The sequence below is a fragment of the Trichocoleus sp. DQ-U1 genome, assembly GCF_039961925.1.
Classification (GTDB): Bacteria; Cyanobacteriota; Cyanobacteriia; order Cyanobacteriales; family FACHB-T130; genus FACHB-T130.
The window spans coordinates 1-14,035 of sequence record NZ_JAMPKB010000105.1; the positions used below are offsets into that span (position 1 = coordinate 1).

Annotated in this window: 14 protein-coding genes and 1 pseudogene; 7 read left to right on the top strand and 8 right to left on the bottom strand. The window is 45.8% G+C overall.

Annotated features, from left to right (window positions below; genetic code table 11):
• The 3 genes from NDI34_RS25325 to NDI34_RS25335 form a co-directional block, all read right to left on the bottom strand.
• On the bottom strand, positions 1 to 135 hold a 135-nt coding region (locus NDI34_RS25325), incomplete at its 3' end, for an IS630 transposase-related protein (RefSeq protein ID WP_348232470.1).
• 297 nt (positions 136 to 432) lie between these two features.
• Entirely contained in the window at positions 433 to 768 is a 336-nt protein-coding gene (locus NDI34_RS25330) for a carbon dioxide-concentrating mechanism protein CcmK (protein ID WP_190411529.1), read from the bottom strand.
• Between the two features lie 214 nt (positions 769 to 982).
• Positions 983 to 1,294 carry a carbon dioxide-concentrating mechanism protein CcmK gene (locus NDI34_RS25335; protein ID WP_190411530.1) on the bottom strand — a complete coding sequence of 104 codons (312 nt, stop codon included), beginning with the start codon at positions 1,292 to 1,294 and terminating at the stop codon, positions 983 to 985.
• 338 nt (positions 1,295 to 1,632) lie between these two features.
• Between NDI34_RS25335 and ubiG the strand changes: the two genes are divergently transcribed.
• Entirely contained in the window at positions 1,633 to 2,373 is a 741-nt protein-coding gene (gene ubiG, locus NDI34_RS25340; RefSeq protein ID WP_190411718.1) for a bifunctional 2-polyprenyl-6-hydroxyphenol methylase/3-demethylubiquinol 3-O-methyltransferase UbiG, read from the top strand.
• A gap of 85 nt (positions 2,374 to 2,458) precedes the next feature.
• On the opposite strand, the gene NDI34_RS25345 is transcribed toward ubiG, so the two are convergent.
• Complete coding sequence (locus NDI34_RS25345) at positions 2,459 to 3,313, bottom strand: rhodanese-like domain-containing protein (protein WP_348234189.1); 855 nt, start codon at positions 3,311 to 3,313, stop codon at positions 2,459 to 2,461.
• A gap of 83 nt (positions 3,314 to 3,396) precedes the next feature.
• Positions 3,397 to 4,278 carry an alpha/beta hydrolase gene (locus NDI34_RS25350; protein ID WP_348234190.1) on the bottom strand — a complete coding sequence of 294 codons (882 nt, stop codon included), beginning with the start codon at positions 4,276 to 4,278 and terminating at the stop codon, positions 3,397 to 3,399.
• Between the two features lie 194 nt (positions 4,279 to 4,472).
• Between NDI34_RS25350 and NDI34_RS25355 the strand changes: the two genes are divergently transcribed.
• Positions 4,473 to 6,344, top strand: coding sequence for a tetratricopeptide repeat protein (locus NDI34_RS25355; protein ID WP_348234191.1), 1,872 nt, complete (start codon positions 4,473 to 4,475; stop codon positions 6,342 to 6,344).
• 49 nt (positions 6,345 to 6,393) lie between these two features.
• On the top strand, positions 6,394 to 7,842 hold the full coding sequence (locus NDI34_RS25360) for a bifunctional orotidine-5'-phosphate decarboxylase/orotate phosphoribosyltransferase (RefSeq protein ID WP_348234192.1): 1,449 nt from the start codon (positions 6,394 to 6,396) through the stop codon (positions 7,840 to 7,842).
• Between the two features lie 19 nt (positions 7,843 to 7,861).
• Here the strand turns inward: NDI34_RS25360 and NDI34_RS25365 are convergent, their stop codons facing one another.
• The gene (locus NDI34_RS25365) at positions 7,862 to 8,776 is read right to left on the bottom strand and encodes a histone deacetylase (RefSeq protein WP_348234193.1); all 915 of its coding nucleotides are present in this window, start codon (positions 8,774 to 8,776) and stop codon (positions 7,862 to 7,864) included.
• A gap of 251 nt (positions 8,777 to 9,027) precedes the next feature.
• Here NDI34_RS25365 and NDI34_RS25370 point away from each other — a divergent pair.
• The 4 genes and pseudogenes from NDI34_RS25370 to NDI34_RS25385 form a co-directional block, all read left to right on the top strand.
• Positions 9,028 to 9,177 (top strand): annotated as a pseudogene (locus tag NDI34_RS25370) (bifunctional orotidine-5'-phosphate decarboxylase/orotate phosphoribosyltransferase); the annotation flags it as partial.
• Positions 9,178 to 9,388: 211 nt separating this feature from the next.
• Positions 9,389 to 10,054 (top strand): ferritin-like domain-containing protein, encoded by a 666-nt coding sequence (locus tag NDI34_RS25375; protein ID WP_348234194.1) that lies wholly within the window; start codon positions 9,389 to 9,391, stop codon positions 10,052 to 10,054.
• Positions 10,055 to 10,331: 277 nt separating this feature from the next.
• The gene (locus tag NDI34_RS25380) at positions 10,332 to 10,808 is read left to right on the top strand and encodes an SRPBCC family protein (protein WP_348234195.1); all 477 of its coding nucleotides are present in this window, start codon (positions 10,332 to 10,334) and stop codon (positions 10,806 to 10,808) included.
• Positions 10,798 to 11,058, top strand: coding sequence for a hypothetical protein (locus NDI34_RS25385; RefSeq protein WP_190688729.1), 261 nt, complete (start codon positions 10,798 to 10,800; stop codon positions 11,056 to 11,058). Before NDI34_RS25380 ends, NDI34_RS25385 begins: the two co-directional genes overlap by 11 nt.
• Positions 11,059 to 11,214: 156 nt before the next feature.
• Here the strand turns inward: NDI34_RS25385 and NDI34_RS25390 are convergent, their stop codons facing one another.
• Together NDI34_RS25390 and NDI34_RS25395 are read right to left on the bottom strand one after the other, a co-directional pair.
• Positions 11,215 to 13,233 carry a family 10 glycosylhydrolase gene (locus NDI34_RS25390; RefSeq protein ID WP_348234196.1) on the bottom strand — a complete coding sequence of 673 codons (2,019 nt, stop codon included), beginning with the start codon at positions 13,231 to 13,233 and terminating at the stop codon, positions 11,215 to 11,217.
• A gap of 82 nt (positions 13,234 to 13,315) precedes the next feature.
• Complete coding sequence (locus NDI34_RS25395; protein ID WP_348234197.1) at positions 13,316 to 13,855, bottom strand: hypothetical protein; 540 nt, start codon at positions 13,853 to 13,855, stop codon at positions 13,316 to 13,318.
• Between the last annotated feature and the right edge of the window lie 180 nt (positions 13,856 to 14,035).

Genomic DNA, 14,035 nt, shown 5'->3' on the forward strand with positions numbered 1-14,035 from the left:
TCGCCGCTTCAGCCATAGGTCAATCGTATTGCGACTAATTTGGAACACCTGTGCGGCTTCACTTTTCTTCATGCCGTCTAACTCGATCGCTTGGATCACCTTCTGACGCAGGTCATAACTATAGGGGTTTGCCATGAGCAGCTTGAATAACTTCAGGACAACAGGTGATCTCTACTCTACGTCCTAACTATCTTGGCGGTTGCTATACCTTTAGGGTGAGGTGAAAAACGAACATCATTAACCACTTGTAAGAGAGAGGTTTTCTCCGGTTTAAAGGGAAAGTGAGTCTTATTCAAAAAATATTGCTAAAAAAACCCATTTTCTTGAAGAAAACGGGTTGTAACAGCAGCTATGATTTTGGACGCTCTCTTGCAGGCAGTCTTTCTACTCAGCAGGCGCTGCTTACGCGCCTTTCGCTAACAGATGTTTCCACTACCTGCGGACTATCGGCTGTTCGACAGCATCTCGAAACTGTTGCACGTCTTCAGTGAAGCCAATTGGCAGTACACTCACGACATTTTCATGGGGACGGGGAATAATCACCCAGGATTCTACAACGCCACCATAAACTTTTTCTACTGCGGCAATTCCCGCCTCCATTGAGGTTTTCACCTCTGAAACATCGCCCCGAATATTGACATTAAAACGGGCGCTACCAACTCGGATATATCCGACTAGGGTAACTCTTCCAGCTTTAACCATCGCATCTGCCGCTGCTAGGACAGCAGGAAAGCCTTTCGTTTCTATCGATCCAACTGCCTGTGGCATTGGCTATCTCCTGAATTTGAATTTAATTGAGTTACGTAGAGCTAAGAACTAATTGTACGAATTTTCGATGCACCTTTGGATGGAAATGCCCCTTGCCTTTACTTTCCCACTTTTTGACTTGACAAAAGACCAAACAATCGAGTAAATAAAATCCCAATAATTGCTGGGATAGCTGGCAATGTCTACTCGCAATTAAGTTCCGATTGTTAACCAACTACGACATACGGAACTGTTCAACTTTTTGGGTGAAATGAATGGGCATAACAGTTTCAACATTTTCCGTAGGATTGGGGATGATGTAGTGGGAGATCACTTGACCTCCGTAGACTGTCTCTGCGGCTTTAATCCCTGCCTCAACAGCGATGTTGACTTCAGAAACTTTTCCCCGAACGGAGACCATAAAGTTCCCTTTTTCTACAAGTGCATAATGAACCAGCGTGACTGCACCAGCTTTAACCATTGCGTCTGCTGCTGCTAGTACAGCTGGGAACCCTAACGTTTCAATCGTTCCCACTGCCTGTGGCATAAAATCAGCTCCTTGAGTCCCAGCAATATTCCCAGCAATATTTCATTGTACGAGGCTTGTGATAATATTTTTGATTTTAGATTATAAGATTTATGCTTCTGGAGACAAAGCGAGAAGCGTGGCTGCGGGCAGTATACGCTAGCTATTATCGCTCAGATGCAGCGAAGATAGCGATCGCTACCTTTCATAAAGGACATCCTACTAGATGCCGATAGGCTAGAAGTGGAATGATTGAGTTCGCAATGTCAGCATAATTTTCCCACTGAAGCAGCGACTAAAATTACCTTAGATGCGTTTGTCCTATCAACCTTCCCACATACAGGATGCAAAGCAAACACTTGAAAAAAAACGACTTAAAATTTTATGATTTGAGTGCAGATAGGTGGTGGCAGGAAGATGAGAAAATCTATGCTCTCTATCATCTCAATCAACCCCGATTTGATTTTTTTGACCGCTATGTTTCAAATTGGCAGGGATTGCAAGCCTTAGATGTTGGATGTGGCGGCGGATTTACCTGCGAATTTATGGCGAAAAGAGGAGTAAAAGTCTCAGGAATCGACCAATCGGCTAAATGTATTCAACAAGCCCAAGATCACGCATCTCTAACCGGGCTTCAGATTGACTATCAACACGGATATTCTGAAAACCTCCCTTATCAAGCTAATACTTTTGATATTGTTGTTTGTGTTGATGTTTTGGAGCATATTACAGATTTACGTCAGACAATTTCTGAAATATATAGAATTTTAAAGCCAAACGGCTTGTTTTTATTTGACACAATTAATAAAACTTTTACCTCTAAGTTTATAATGATTTGGTTGTTAGAAAATATTTTGCAGGAGATTCCTCGTGGTATTCACGATTGGAATAAGTTTATTAAGCCGCAAGAATTGACAAGCTTAATGCATAGCCAGGGATTTAACAGTATAGAAATTAAAGGGTTTAATATATTTGGTGAAAGCATTTACCGAAACTTGCTTGCTTATATTCACTACAAAAAAACGGGCAAATTTCAAGTAGAAATTAGTAACAATACTTCAGTTATGTATATTGGTAAAGCAATAAAATCTCCTAAATAATTGCTGCTTGTTATTGAATTTATGGGCAATTAAAATAAGCTTAATTTTTTGTAAAATAGTTACTGGTTTTGTTTGATTTATTTTTCTATTTAGGTTCAGATTCTAGAGGATAATGATTTTCTGGCGAAGCTGACCATTCCCACATCGAACCTGCATAGTTTTTTACATGATTAAATCCTAAATCAACAAGTACAGCCGTGAAGAAAGCTGAGCGGATGCCGCCTGTACAATAAGTAATAATGGGAGTATGATGCTGAATTCCTAATCTTTCCAACTTATCAATAATCTGGTCACGAGGCAGCAAGTTCCCCTTGGCATCTTTCAAATCTTGGAAGTAGAAATGCACCGCACCAGGGAGATGTCCTCCCCGATGTTCGCCGTAAGCGGGAGTTCCTGCATATTCCCTCGCTTCGCGGGTATCAATGACAATCAAATCTTGGGATATCTCTTTAGCGGAAAGATTGGCTTTGAGTTCATCGCGCTGAATTTCCCATAAGGAAGTTCGCTGTACAAGAAAATCACCAGGTTTGGGTTGAGTCACTCCCCAAACAATCGGGACACCTGCTTTAACAAGTGCTGAATGTCCCCCATCGACAAAGACTGCTTGTGAATGTCCTAGCGTGCGTAACATCCAAACAATGCGCCCTTCTTCACCAAAATTGTGCGCTGGATTGCCAAGGACAACGACAGGTTGATTGTTACAAATGCTGACAGCGCGAAGTTTTTCTTGCAAAATTTCTGTATTCTCAATCAACTTTCCCTTATTCGGAGATTGTTGTTGCGAGAATTGCTGCCAGGTGACATGAACAGCACCAGAAATATGCCCAAGCAACCAGGAAATTGAATTGCGAACATCCAGAAGTGTCGCATCCAGCTTAATCAATTCCTTCGCTTCTTCTGCACTGACTACCCATCGATGGGCAAGAGAATCCTGATTCATAACTTTAACGCTACCCTGAAAACTCCTTTGCGTACCTTTGCGCTAACCTTTGCGTACCTTTGCGTTAACAATAAATCCTACAATTACCTAAAAACCAAAATATGCTTAGCGGTAATCTCTGGCTGTTCAAATTGAGGAACGTGCCCGCAATTGGCGATCCAAATGAGTTGAGAATGAGCGATCGCTCTCTTAAACCTCTCGGCATCGTCCGTACCCAACATATCATCCGCCTCTCCCCACAGAATCAGCGTCCGCTTATCGATTTGAGGAATTCTATCTGCCAAATTCCAGTAACCACCACTTTTCATAAACGCGATGATTGCTTCGTGCCAACCGGGCATTTCCATGTGCAGCGCCGCACACCGAATCGCCTCAATTGCAGTCGGTTCCAAGTTACCAAAAGTGCTGCCCCATAACAGCGCTTGGAGTTTGCGCTGACGCCAATATTCGACTGCCAGAAAATCTAAGGGAGGAAAGAGATAGGAGGCAAGCGGGAAGCTACCGCTGAAACCTACACTGTCAATTAACACCAGCTTTTTGACAGCGTGCGGGTAAGTGAGGGTGAAGTCAATTGCCGCTGCACCGCCCATCGAAGCGCCTACCAACATGACTGGCACTTGGATGTAAGTTTTCCAGAAGTAATACAGGTGCGTCTTGATAGCGTCGGGGTTATACAAAATTCCCTGCACTCGATCTGTAAAGCCAAATCCCAACAAATCTACCGTCCACGTTTCATTTTGGGCGGCGAGTAGTGGTAGCAAGCAGCGAAACTCCAGCACCGAACTATCAAAACCGGGTAGTAATAGAATTGGGGTGCCACCGTTCCCCTGATGGACGTAAGCTGTAGCTATCGGTTGTGGCGAGAGAGGAGTTTTAATCGCCTGACGTTCAATTTTTTGAGCAAGGGCGATGGATGCGGACTCGCGCAACTGCTGAACTTGGGAGGGTAGAAAATCGGCAAACATCAGCGTTAGTGTTTCTCCACACTTTGTAGTATGCGAACTCAGTAACTTATTCAGTACACTGCAAAGTAAATAAGTTATTTTCTTCTCTCTTAAAAAAGAAAAGCTTAACCCCTCTCCCTGCAAGAGAAGCGGCAGCAAAACAGGGGAGAAGCGAACCGAACAGTATTGCCTACAATTCCACTTAACCACTCCCCATGACAGACTCTCTGCCTTTGCGCGATCGCTATCTACAATTAATCGACCAAATTGTACAAACCACCCTCAAAGGGCAGATTCGCTCAAAAGAGCAGGTGTATAAAATGCTCGTCAAGGATGTGACTCCTGGCACGGGCGAAATTTTCGAGCGAGTTTTGGAAGAAACCTTAAGCGCCACCCAGCAACAGGTGGACACGCAAAAGGATGAAATGAAGCTTGCCAAGGCGACTCGTACCTTGAGGGCAATGCAGACGATTCGGGGAGAATGGGAACGGGCGCAGGAAAAAAATCGGGCGACGGATGCGATCGCGACCGCTGTTCAACAAATTATCGCTTCCCCACCAGACGACAAGCTAGCAGCTTTATTACGGGTTATCGACCCTAATTTAGCGCAAGCTTTGAACTTACCGCAGCTGGCATCTGCACTGAAGCAACAAGCGCCGGAAATTACCCATCCCGAACAAGATCGAGATGTGCAGCAACTTGCTGAAGGTCTTGCCCGTGGCTTGGAATCTTGGCAACGCCTGGAAGGGCACCTGGTAAGCTGGATCTACGACCAAAATCGCTCCTTAGGATTTGAAGGCACACCGGCGCAAAGTGGCCCTTGGGGAGTTTGGGAAAAACAAGTCAATAGCCCTTATCCTCAGGCATTATTCCACGCGCTTGCCCTCAACGAATCAGTAACCGAATTGGTCGCAAAACAACCGTCTGACTTGATTTCCTTCGTTGAGTTAGCAGTAATTTTGCAATACTTGCAGCGGGGGCTAGTGAACTGGTTTGACAAACTGGTTTACGACTCCAAAGTGGGCGCAAGGCTGTCGATTTCCACTTTTCTGACTTTTGCCGTGATTTGGTCGCAGTTAGCAAATGGCTTGAATCAGGCGACGATTCTCAATTCTACTTCGCGCGATCGCTTAGTGAATGGCTGTTTTCAAATTACCCTACAAATCCTCAGAACCTTTTCCCAGCGGCAATATTTCCCCCTCTACGGTGGCATTTTTGCCTCATTTTCCGGCGCATATCTTCGCACGACCCTTGACTACCTAGATGCACCGCTGCGACAAGTGGAAGGCACGCAAGAAAAAGCTCGGATTTTGACATTAATGGGTTATTCCCAGCGGGCGCAAGGTCGATATGCAGACGCGATCGCATTTCACGAACAAGCCTTAGAAATCGCCAGAAATGCAGGCGATCGCCCTTGTGAAATTGCCAATTTTAATCACCTCAGCCGCACCTGCGTCGCGCAAAAAAACTATGCCGAAGCGATTAGCTATAGCCAACGGGCATTAATTCTCTCTCGTCAAACGGGAGACAGATTAGGAGAAGCCAACGCCCTCGCCAATCTCGGCTACAGTGAAGTCTTTCAAGCTCAACAATTAGAACAAGTAGAACCCGAAATTTACGAGACAGCCATCAACTATTTGCAACAAGGATTGCAGTTATCAGAACGATTAGGCGACGGTCAAAGTAAAGCCCTTTGTTGCAGTAGTTTGGGAATTGCTTTGTTGATAGTAGAACAACCCCAAGAAGCAATTAAATACCTAGAATCTGGCTTACAAGCCGCTCAATTTTCCGGCGATTTATATCTACAAGGACGAAACTTAGCTTACTTATCCGAAGCTCACCATAGTCTGCAAAACATCGATAAAACAATCCTTACAGGTAGCCTAGGAATGTATCTCCTAGAGCAAATTGCTGCGGAAGAGTGGCGGAAAACCGCAGGCTTACTCACCATCTTGCAAGGACAAATGGGAGCAGAAGCGTTCCAGAAAAAATTGCAACAATCGCGCCCACAAATCATCGCCCTTATCGGTGTTGATGGCTACGATTATATTCCCCAAATTTTAGAACAATACAAACAATCCATGTAACTATCCCCCCTGTCTTCCTTTGCGTACCTTTGCGTTTTAAAAAACACCTATGAACTTCTTCGATAAGCTACTAAAAGCAATCGAGCGCAATCAAAGCTTACTGTACGCAAGACTCGACCCGGATATAGAGAATCTCGAAAAGCGCGATGGGGCTGGTGCCATTCTCCCTTCGGTCAATCGTACTCTTACTCTTCTTAGCGACCAGCTACAATTTGTCATTGCCGAAACCGCCGATTTAGTCTGCGCCTATAAACTCACGCTTGGCTTTTATCAAGCACTGGGGGCAACAGGTTTAGAACTCCTTCAGCAAACCCTAGCAGCTATCCCCGCCGACATTCCAGTAATTTTAGACGCCAAGCACAGCGACCTCAACACCAGCACCCTCTTTGCCCAAACTGTCTTTGAAAACTGGAAAGTGGATGCTGTCACCTTAAATCCTTACCCAGGACTTGACTTAGCGGCTCCCTTTTTGGTCTATCCTGGCAAAGCCGTCTTTGTGGTATGTACGACTGACAACCCATCAGCCGCCGTGTTGCAAGAATATCCAGACACCGGGCTACCCTTTTACATCCATTTGATAAAAGAAGCGCAAACTTGGGGCACGCAAGAACAACTGGGGCTGGAAGTGGGCGCTGCAATGCCAGAAATTCTGACTCGCATCCGCAATATCGCACCAGAACGCCTCATATTCGTGCAGGGATGGTCAGAAAACCAAAACTTAAGTGAAATTCTAGCGGCTGGCTTAAATAGCTATGGAGAAGGGCTACTCCTGCCAGTCCCCCCAGATTTATTAACTACCGAACACCCCGCTGAGGCTGTCCAAGCCTTACGCGACAGTGTTAATGAAGAACGGCTCAGAATTGTCCAGGAAAGCCCCACCTGTGACTTGTGGCTTCCGGATGTCTGCTTCTTGCAACATTCTCCCAACCGAGATTTGATTTTGCAACTTTACGACTTGGGTTGCATTATGTTTGGCGATCGCGTGCAAGCCTCTGGAGCGATTTTTCCCTACTACATCGACCTGCGCGTCATCATCTCCCAACCGCAAATCTTCCATCAAATCTTGAGTGCTTACGCCGAGATTCTCAAAAATTTGCACTTTGACCGAATAGCTGGAATCCCTTACGGTTCCTTACCCACCGCTACAGGGTTAGCGCTGCGCCTAGACCGTCCGATGATTTTCCCGCGCAAGGAGGTAAAATCTCACGGCACCCAACGAGTCATCGAAGGTCATTTCCAACCGGGAGAAACCATTGTCGTTGTCGATGATATTCTCATCAGCGGCAAGAGCGCTATGCAAGGGGCAATGAAACTCAAAGATGCTGGATTAAATGTCGAAGATATTGTGGTGTTGATCGACCATGAAAAAGGAGTCAAAGATCGGCTTCAGGAAAACGGCTATCGGGGTCATTCTGTGCTGAGGATGGGGGAAGTTGCCGAAACGCTGTACGAGGCGGGGCGGATCAATTCCGAGCAATTCCAAATTTTGAGCCATTAGCCCCGCCCATTGGAGGTCATCATACAAATGCGTCTACGCATCGTTTAACAGTCTCAAGTACCGATGAAGAAAGGCTCTCCAATTCATAGCCGCCTTCTAAACCAAATAATATTTTGGGTGTAATCTCTAAACAATAATCAGTGATGATGCTGTAATCTTGGGGCTGTAAATTGATTTTAGAAAGCAAGTCTGTTTGATTCGCATCATACCCAGCACTGATGATTAATATATCAGGACAAAAATCTTTGAAAAAGGGAATGACGCTCTCCTCGAATAACTTACAGTAATCCTGTATATTACTGCCTGGAGCAATCGGAAGATTCAACACATTGTTATACTTACCCCGTTCATCAGGCTTTCCAGTACGGGGATAGCCAGGGGATTGATGAATGGAACAGAAAGCCATGTTAGGGATATTTTCTACGGCTGTTTGGGTTCCATTCCCATGATGTACATCCCAATCAAGAATTCCAACTCGCTGAATTCCTATGGATTGAGCGTAAATGGCAGCGATCGCTGCATTGCAGAAAATACAAAAACCCATTCCTTCATCTTTGAGGGCATGATGTCCAGGTGGTCTTGCCAGAACAAAAGCTGGACGTTTTAACTGCGAAACCACATCAATACCATCTAACCAAGCACTGACTGCAAGGCAAGCAACATCAAAGCTTTGAGGCGAGATTTGAGTTGATTCAAAACACCCCCAACCCCGCTCAGAATAACTACGAACTTCCTGAATGTAATCAGAGGAATGAATTTGTTCGATCGCAGCGATAACATTTCTTGAGTTAGAAGGATTCAGCCATCGGATTTGATCGGCTACAGTTGAGCTTCGCAATTTATCGACAATAACAGTGAGTCGCTCTGGCTGTTCAGGATGCATATATCCTGTTTCATGCTGAAGAAATTTATCTGAATAGAAGATGGTAATCATTCAGTTGTTTCCACAATTTTGAAATTACCGCTAGACCCTTCAGGTTGGGGTTGAACGACCGCCTGCATACGAAATCTATGAGAGAGTAGCTGATTAGCAATCCCACTACTTGTTATACACGACTGGTTATACCCGGTGTTGAGGCTCAGTCAAGCTCACCGTCTCCCAAACTTTCTCGTTTGACTTGTACTCCACCTTTCTTGCGGTATGCACATGGAACAACTTTCGAGACTCCTACAAGAATAGACTTCATCTCCCAACCGCAAATCTTCTATCAAATCTTGAGTGTTTACGCCGAGATTCTCAAAGATTTGCACTTTGACCGAATTGCCGGAATCCCTTACGGTTCCTTAGCCACGGCTACAGGGTTAGCGCTGCGCCTAGACCGTCCGATGATTTTCCTCTCAAATTTTGAAAGCTTTTAAGTTAGGACTGACGCAGAGATCCCACTCACTCCCCGATAAATGAAGGGTTAGTGAATCTCTAAGTTTCAAGCTTTCAGAGCGTAAGTCCTGTAAATAATTTTCTCATCCGTAATCCTACTGAAATCCAATCGGATGAGGTGCGCGTATTAACTGTAAGTTACTGATTTATGAATGAGGAGACACCAACATGGAGAGGGAAAATACCTTTGCCAAAAGATTCTTGCGTCCCAGCAAAACATTCTCACGGCGTGGGATTATGGTGGCGGGGACTGTGACTGGCGTAGCGAGTGCTTTAGGGCTGACCGCGATCGCAGACGGTGCCAGTGCTGCCTCTAGAGAGGATAAAAGAAATGATGCTGCCATCCTCAATAAAGCTTTGTTTTTCGAGCATCAAGCGATTTGGGCGTATGGTTTTGCGGCAACAAAGCTGAGTGACACCGATGTAGGCAAAGCTGTTTTGGCGTTGGCACTCCGCAACCAAGCCGATCACAAAACGCATCGGGATACTCTGGCATCGGTGGTGAAAAGTTTGGGTGCTACCCCGGTGACGGCAAAATCTAGCTACGATCTCTCGTCCTACATCAAGACAGGAGAAGGCAACATCGACTCAGATGTGAATATTGCCAAGCTAGCACTCGCTCTGGAGACTGACGCAGCGATCGCTTATACCAGGGAAATTGCGAAGCTAAAAACCCCAGCCTTGATTACCGCAGGCGCAAGCATTGGTTCCGATGAATCTGCCCACGCGACAGCAATTCGTGCCGCTTTCAAGTCACTCGGCGTTGATATCGAAATCGTTCCCGCATCCTTCGTTAGTGCTGATACTCGCAAAGACTGGGTGCTGAAAGTCTAATTCAACGGTAGCCTCATGAAGCCTGTAGGCTTCATCTGTTAGCCTGAGTGCGATTCCACAATCCGCACTCAGGCTGTATAGGAAGCGATTCGATATTCAACTTAAGAAATTCCCAGAGTAATATAAACCCTCAAAAAAATCTCTTTAATTTTAATTTTCTAGTAAAAATCATCAAAAACGTCTTGTAATTGATAAAATTTCAAAGCAAGCAGATTCCGAAGCGTCAATTGCAAAAAAAAATTTACCAACGAGCAAATGACTTGGGTGGTGAAGAGAATTGGAACACTTTGAGGTTAGCGAAACCGTCTCCCTCCCCATCGAAACCGTCTGGGAAGCTCACGAGGATGTACATCTGCTAGAACGCATCTCTCCACCGTTTCCAGTCGTCAGGGTATTGGATTTAAACATTATTTGTGGTTTAGGGACGCGCTTTACAATCCGGGTAGAACTTTTCGAGCAGATAGGAATCGACTGGCAAGTGCAAATTACTCGCTGGGAACCTCCGAGAAGATTTATTGATAAACAATTGCGCGGCCCGTTCCAATTCTGGGAACATATCCATCAGTTCATTCCCATTTCTGACACAGAGACACGCCTAGTTGATGTCATTAATTTTGAGCTGAACCCGTTTCTGGACAGTACCGCGATCCGCTGGGGTTTAGAGACAATGTTTCAGATGCGGATGAACAACCTCAAACAAACGTTGTTAAACGAAAATTTTCGGAGAAATTTGAAGAACTCTGATGAAAGATAAACTCCTCAATTGGCTCAATCTAATTTTAGTCGCGGATGTGTTCCTGGTCTTCCTCAGTTTTGGGTGGCTAGCGATCGCTGTTGTCGGTCACTCGGTCGGCATTCCCCTCGGTCTCGATTTGTGGTACAAGCTTTGGCAACCCTTGTTTACCCCAGCGCTTGGAGTTCTCATGGGAGGGGCAATTTTGAGTGGGATAATTAGCCAAATCTCCAAGCGCCTGAACTCTAAAACCGAGTCTTTAGACTTATAAGGACTGGAAACACAAACTTATTGAGTTGGGTGGTTTAAAACACCCCGGATTAACCACAAAGGCACTAAGGAAACACAAAGTTACTTCCCTGTTATTTCCCTTAGTGTCTTTATGGTTCAAAAAAGTGCTTTCCACGGATACCTAGACGGTGACAAGTTAGACGGTGACGACGACCCCCCCACTTTCATTTGCCATCTTATCTACCGCGCACACAGCATAAGTTCCCGGCTCAACTGTTGCAAACGTTGTCTCTCTTGAAAGGATTCTTTGCAGCGTCCAAGTTGTACCAGTTTGCTTATAAAGCGTCCAGGAACGAATATCGGGAGTGCTAGCAAGATTCCATGTCAGCTTGCCATTTCTCAATCCCAGTGCTGTTGGGGGCGGGGGTGGTGTCGTATTTCGCCAGGGCATCGGGGGTGCTAGTGCGGGTTTGGTATAAGTCGAGGTTTTGAATTTTTCATAGATGCCCTGACGATTTTCAACGAAGGCTTCCATACTGAAGAAGATATTCCCTAAAGACAAATTCCCGCTCAAGTTGCGAGTAATGTCAACTTGCTTTTCTATCTCCGCAAGCGTCCAAGCCTTGCCATCCAACTGCCCCAGATTATTACCGGCGTAAATATGTCGATCTTTGGGGTTATTCTCCGTCCACCACTTCAGCAACACGGGGTAACTTTGTGCAGTTTGGTCGATGCGCCAGTAGAGTTGCGGGGCGAGATAATCAACCCAGCCTTGCTCGAGCCATTTTTTTGAATCTGCATAAAGTACGCTGTAGGCATCTAGCCCCCGAATTTGAGACGGCTGTCCGGGACGGTAAATGCCAAAGGGACTAATGCCAAACTTGACGTGTGGCTTGGTTGCTTGAATTCCCCGCGATAGGCGCTGAACCATTTGATTGACATTGTCCCGCCGCCACTCACCCAAAGAAAGTTTCCCACCCGCCGCCGTATAAGCGGCGTAGGTTTTATTGTCGGGAAAAGATTTGCCTTCGATGGGATAGGGATAGAAATAGTCATCCAAATGGATGCCATCTACGTCATAGCGACGCACCACATCGAGAATGACATTGTATGCCCTGTCCTGAACCACTTTCAATCCGGGGTCCATCCACATCTGATTACCCCATACATAAACCGCTTCGGGGTTGGTGATGGCGATGTGAGGACGGACTGGCGGGGAATTGTTGATAGAGACTCTGGCGCGATAAGGGTTGAACCAAGCATGAAGTTCAATATTGCGCTTGTGGCATTGGGCGATCGCATACTCCAGCGGATCGTAAAATGGCTCTGGTGCTTTTCCCTGGCTTCCAGTCAGCCAATAACTCCAAGGTTCTAATTGCGAAGCATAAAAGGCATCCCCTTCCGGTCGTACCTGCAAGACCAACGCATTCATTTTCATCGCTTGCATCCGGTCAAGGATGCCGAGGAGTTCGGCTTGCTGTTGTGCAGCCGTTAGTCCCGGTTTGGAAGGCCAATCACTGTTCCACACCGTGGTCACCCACACACCCCGAAACTCCCGCTGATGATTGACTTTGACAGTTTGAGGCTGACTGGGTGGAATGGTTTTTGGAGGCACTACGAGGTAGGGAGATTCAATCCGAGGCGCTTCGTCTAGATACACTAAAGCTTGATAAATAAAAGCTGCAACATCGCCACGAGTTGCTGCTAGATTGGGATTGAATAATTTTAGATTCGGGTAGTTCGCTACCAGCCCTGCTTTCGTGGCGATTGCGATTTCGTCAGTGGCATAGCTAGGAATTCCAGCGGCATCTTGATATATCTGTGGCAGTGCCGTTTTTAGGTCAGATTTTACGTTCGCGGCAATTTGCAAGCCGCTGACTAGAGAAACCAAAACTTGCGTTCGGGTAATCCTGTCTGCTGGACGGAAGCGGTTATCGGGAAAACCACTAATAAATAGTGCTTCGTAAGCTTTTTGAATGGCACTCGCCGCCCAGTAAGTAGAAGGAACATCAATAAAGGGGATATACGGTCGTTTTGCCGGTCTGGAAAATGCTGTACTGATGAGGGCTGCAAATTCAGTGCGGGTGATGGATTGATTTGGGCGAAAAGTCCCATCGGGAAACCCATTAATAATGCGACGCTGGGCTAAAGCTTGAATGAATAAGCGTGCCCAATGAGTTTGAATATCAGAAAACTGAGTAGGGGAATTTACCATAGTTGTTGGTAATTGGTAATTGGTAATTGGTAATTGGTCACTAGCAACAGACCAAGGATTCAGGACTACTGGCGATTAACCATTACCGCTTGATAAGTTGTTCTAATGCTTCAGACAGAACCTGCCGTTGTTCGGAATCGTAACCGCGGCGTTCTAAAAATGCTTTGTAGCTACCTTCGCCAGTGACGGCACTTTCCAATAACTTTTGAGACACTTCGTAGACAGAAGGAAGTTCCACCTGTTCGATAATTCGAGTGGTACGCGATCGCACTCTTTGGGATGATTGCGCCATCTCTTCGTTACCATTGCGATGATGGGCAACTGCCATCACCGCAGACATGGCTACATTTTTGACTAATAATTCGGAAACGGTGTCTGGATTTGACTGCAATGCCCGTATAACAGCAGCAGAGGGATTATCTGCGATTGTCCCCTCTGATGTCAGGTAGGTGACGAAAAAGCCTCTCGCACCATTTTCAGTTTTCACTAATTCTGCAATGGCTGTTTCTATTTCTGCTTCGGATAATTCCCCCGCTTGCATCTGGGAAAGCAAAGATTGAGTCAGCGCGATCGCACTCTCAAAGCTTACTTTTTCTGGAACTGTAAACGCAGATCCACTCATGATTGTGCCTGAAAATCGTTCTCATGCGATGATAGCCAATTTAGGGCGTGTCATCAATTAGATAAGCTAGGGCGTGTCATCAATTAGATAAGCTAGAGCAAGAGAGAGAAGAAAAGGCTGAGCAATGACACGACGGTATGCCCTGCGCGATGACCAATGGGAGCGGCTCAAAGACTTGTT

Bases quoted from the DNA above. Each gene is read 5' to 3' on its own strand.
- NDI34_RS25390 (WP_348234196.1), bottom strand. From the start codon at position 13,233: ATGGTAAATTCCCCTACTCAGTTTTCTGATATTCAAACTCATTGGGCA.
- NDI34_RS25375 (WP_348234194.1), top strand. From the start codon at position 9,389: ATGGAGAGGGAAAATACCTTTGCCAAAAGATTCTTGCGTCCCAGCAAA.
- NDI34_RS25395 (WP_348234197.1), bottom strand. From the start codon at position 13,855: ATGAGTGGATCTGCGTTTACAGTTCCAGAAAAAGTAAGCTTTGAGAGT.
- NDI34_RS25330 (WP_190411529.1), bottom strand. From the start codon at position 768: ATGCCACAGGCAGTTGGATCGATAGAAACGAAAGGCTTTCCTGCTGTC.
- NDI34_RS25350 (WP_348234190.1), bottom strand. From the start codon at position 4,278: ATGTTTGCCGATTTTCTACCCTCCCAAGTTCAGCAGTTGCGCGAGTCC.
- NDI34_RS25365 (WP_348234193.1), bottom strand. From the start codon at position 8,776: ATGATTACCATCTTCTATTCAGATAAATTTCTTCAGCATGAAACAGGA.
- NDI34_RS25335 (WP_190411530.1), bottom strand. From the start codon at position 1,294: ATGCCACAGGCAGTGGGAACGATTGAAACGTTAGGGTTCCCAGCTGTA.
- NDI34_RS25355 (WP_348234191.1), top strand. From the start codon at position 4,473: ATGACAGACTCTCTGCCTTTGCGCGATCGCTATCTACAATTAATCGAC.
- NDI34_RS25360 (WP_348234192.1), top strand. From the start codon at position 6,394: ATGAACTTCTTCGATAAGCTACTAAAAGCAATCGAGCGCAATCAAAGC.
- NDI34_RS25345 (WP_348234189.1), bottom strand. From the start codon at position 3,313: ATGAATCAGGATTCTCTTGCCCATCGATGGGTAGTCAGTGCAGAAGAA.
- NDI34_RS25385 (WP_190688729.1), top strand. From the start codon at position 10,798: ATGAAAGATAAACTCCTCAATTGGCTCAATCTAATTTTAGTCGCGGAT.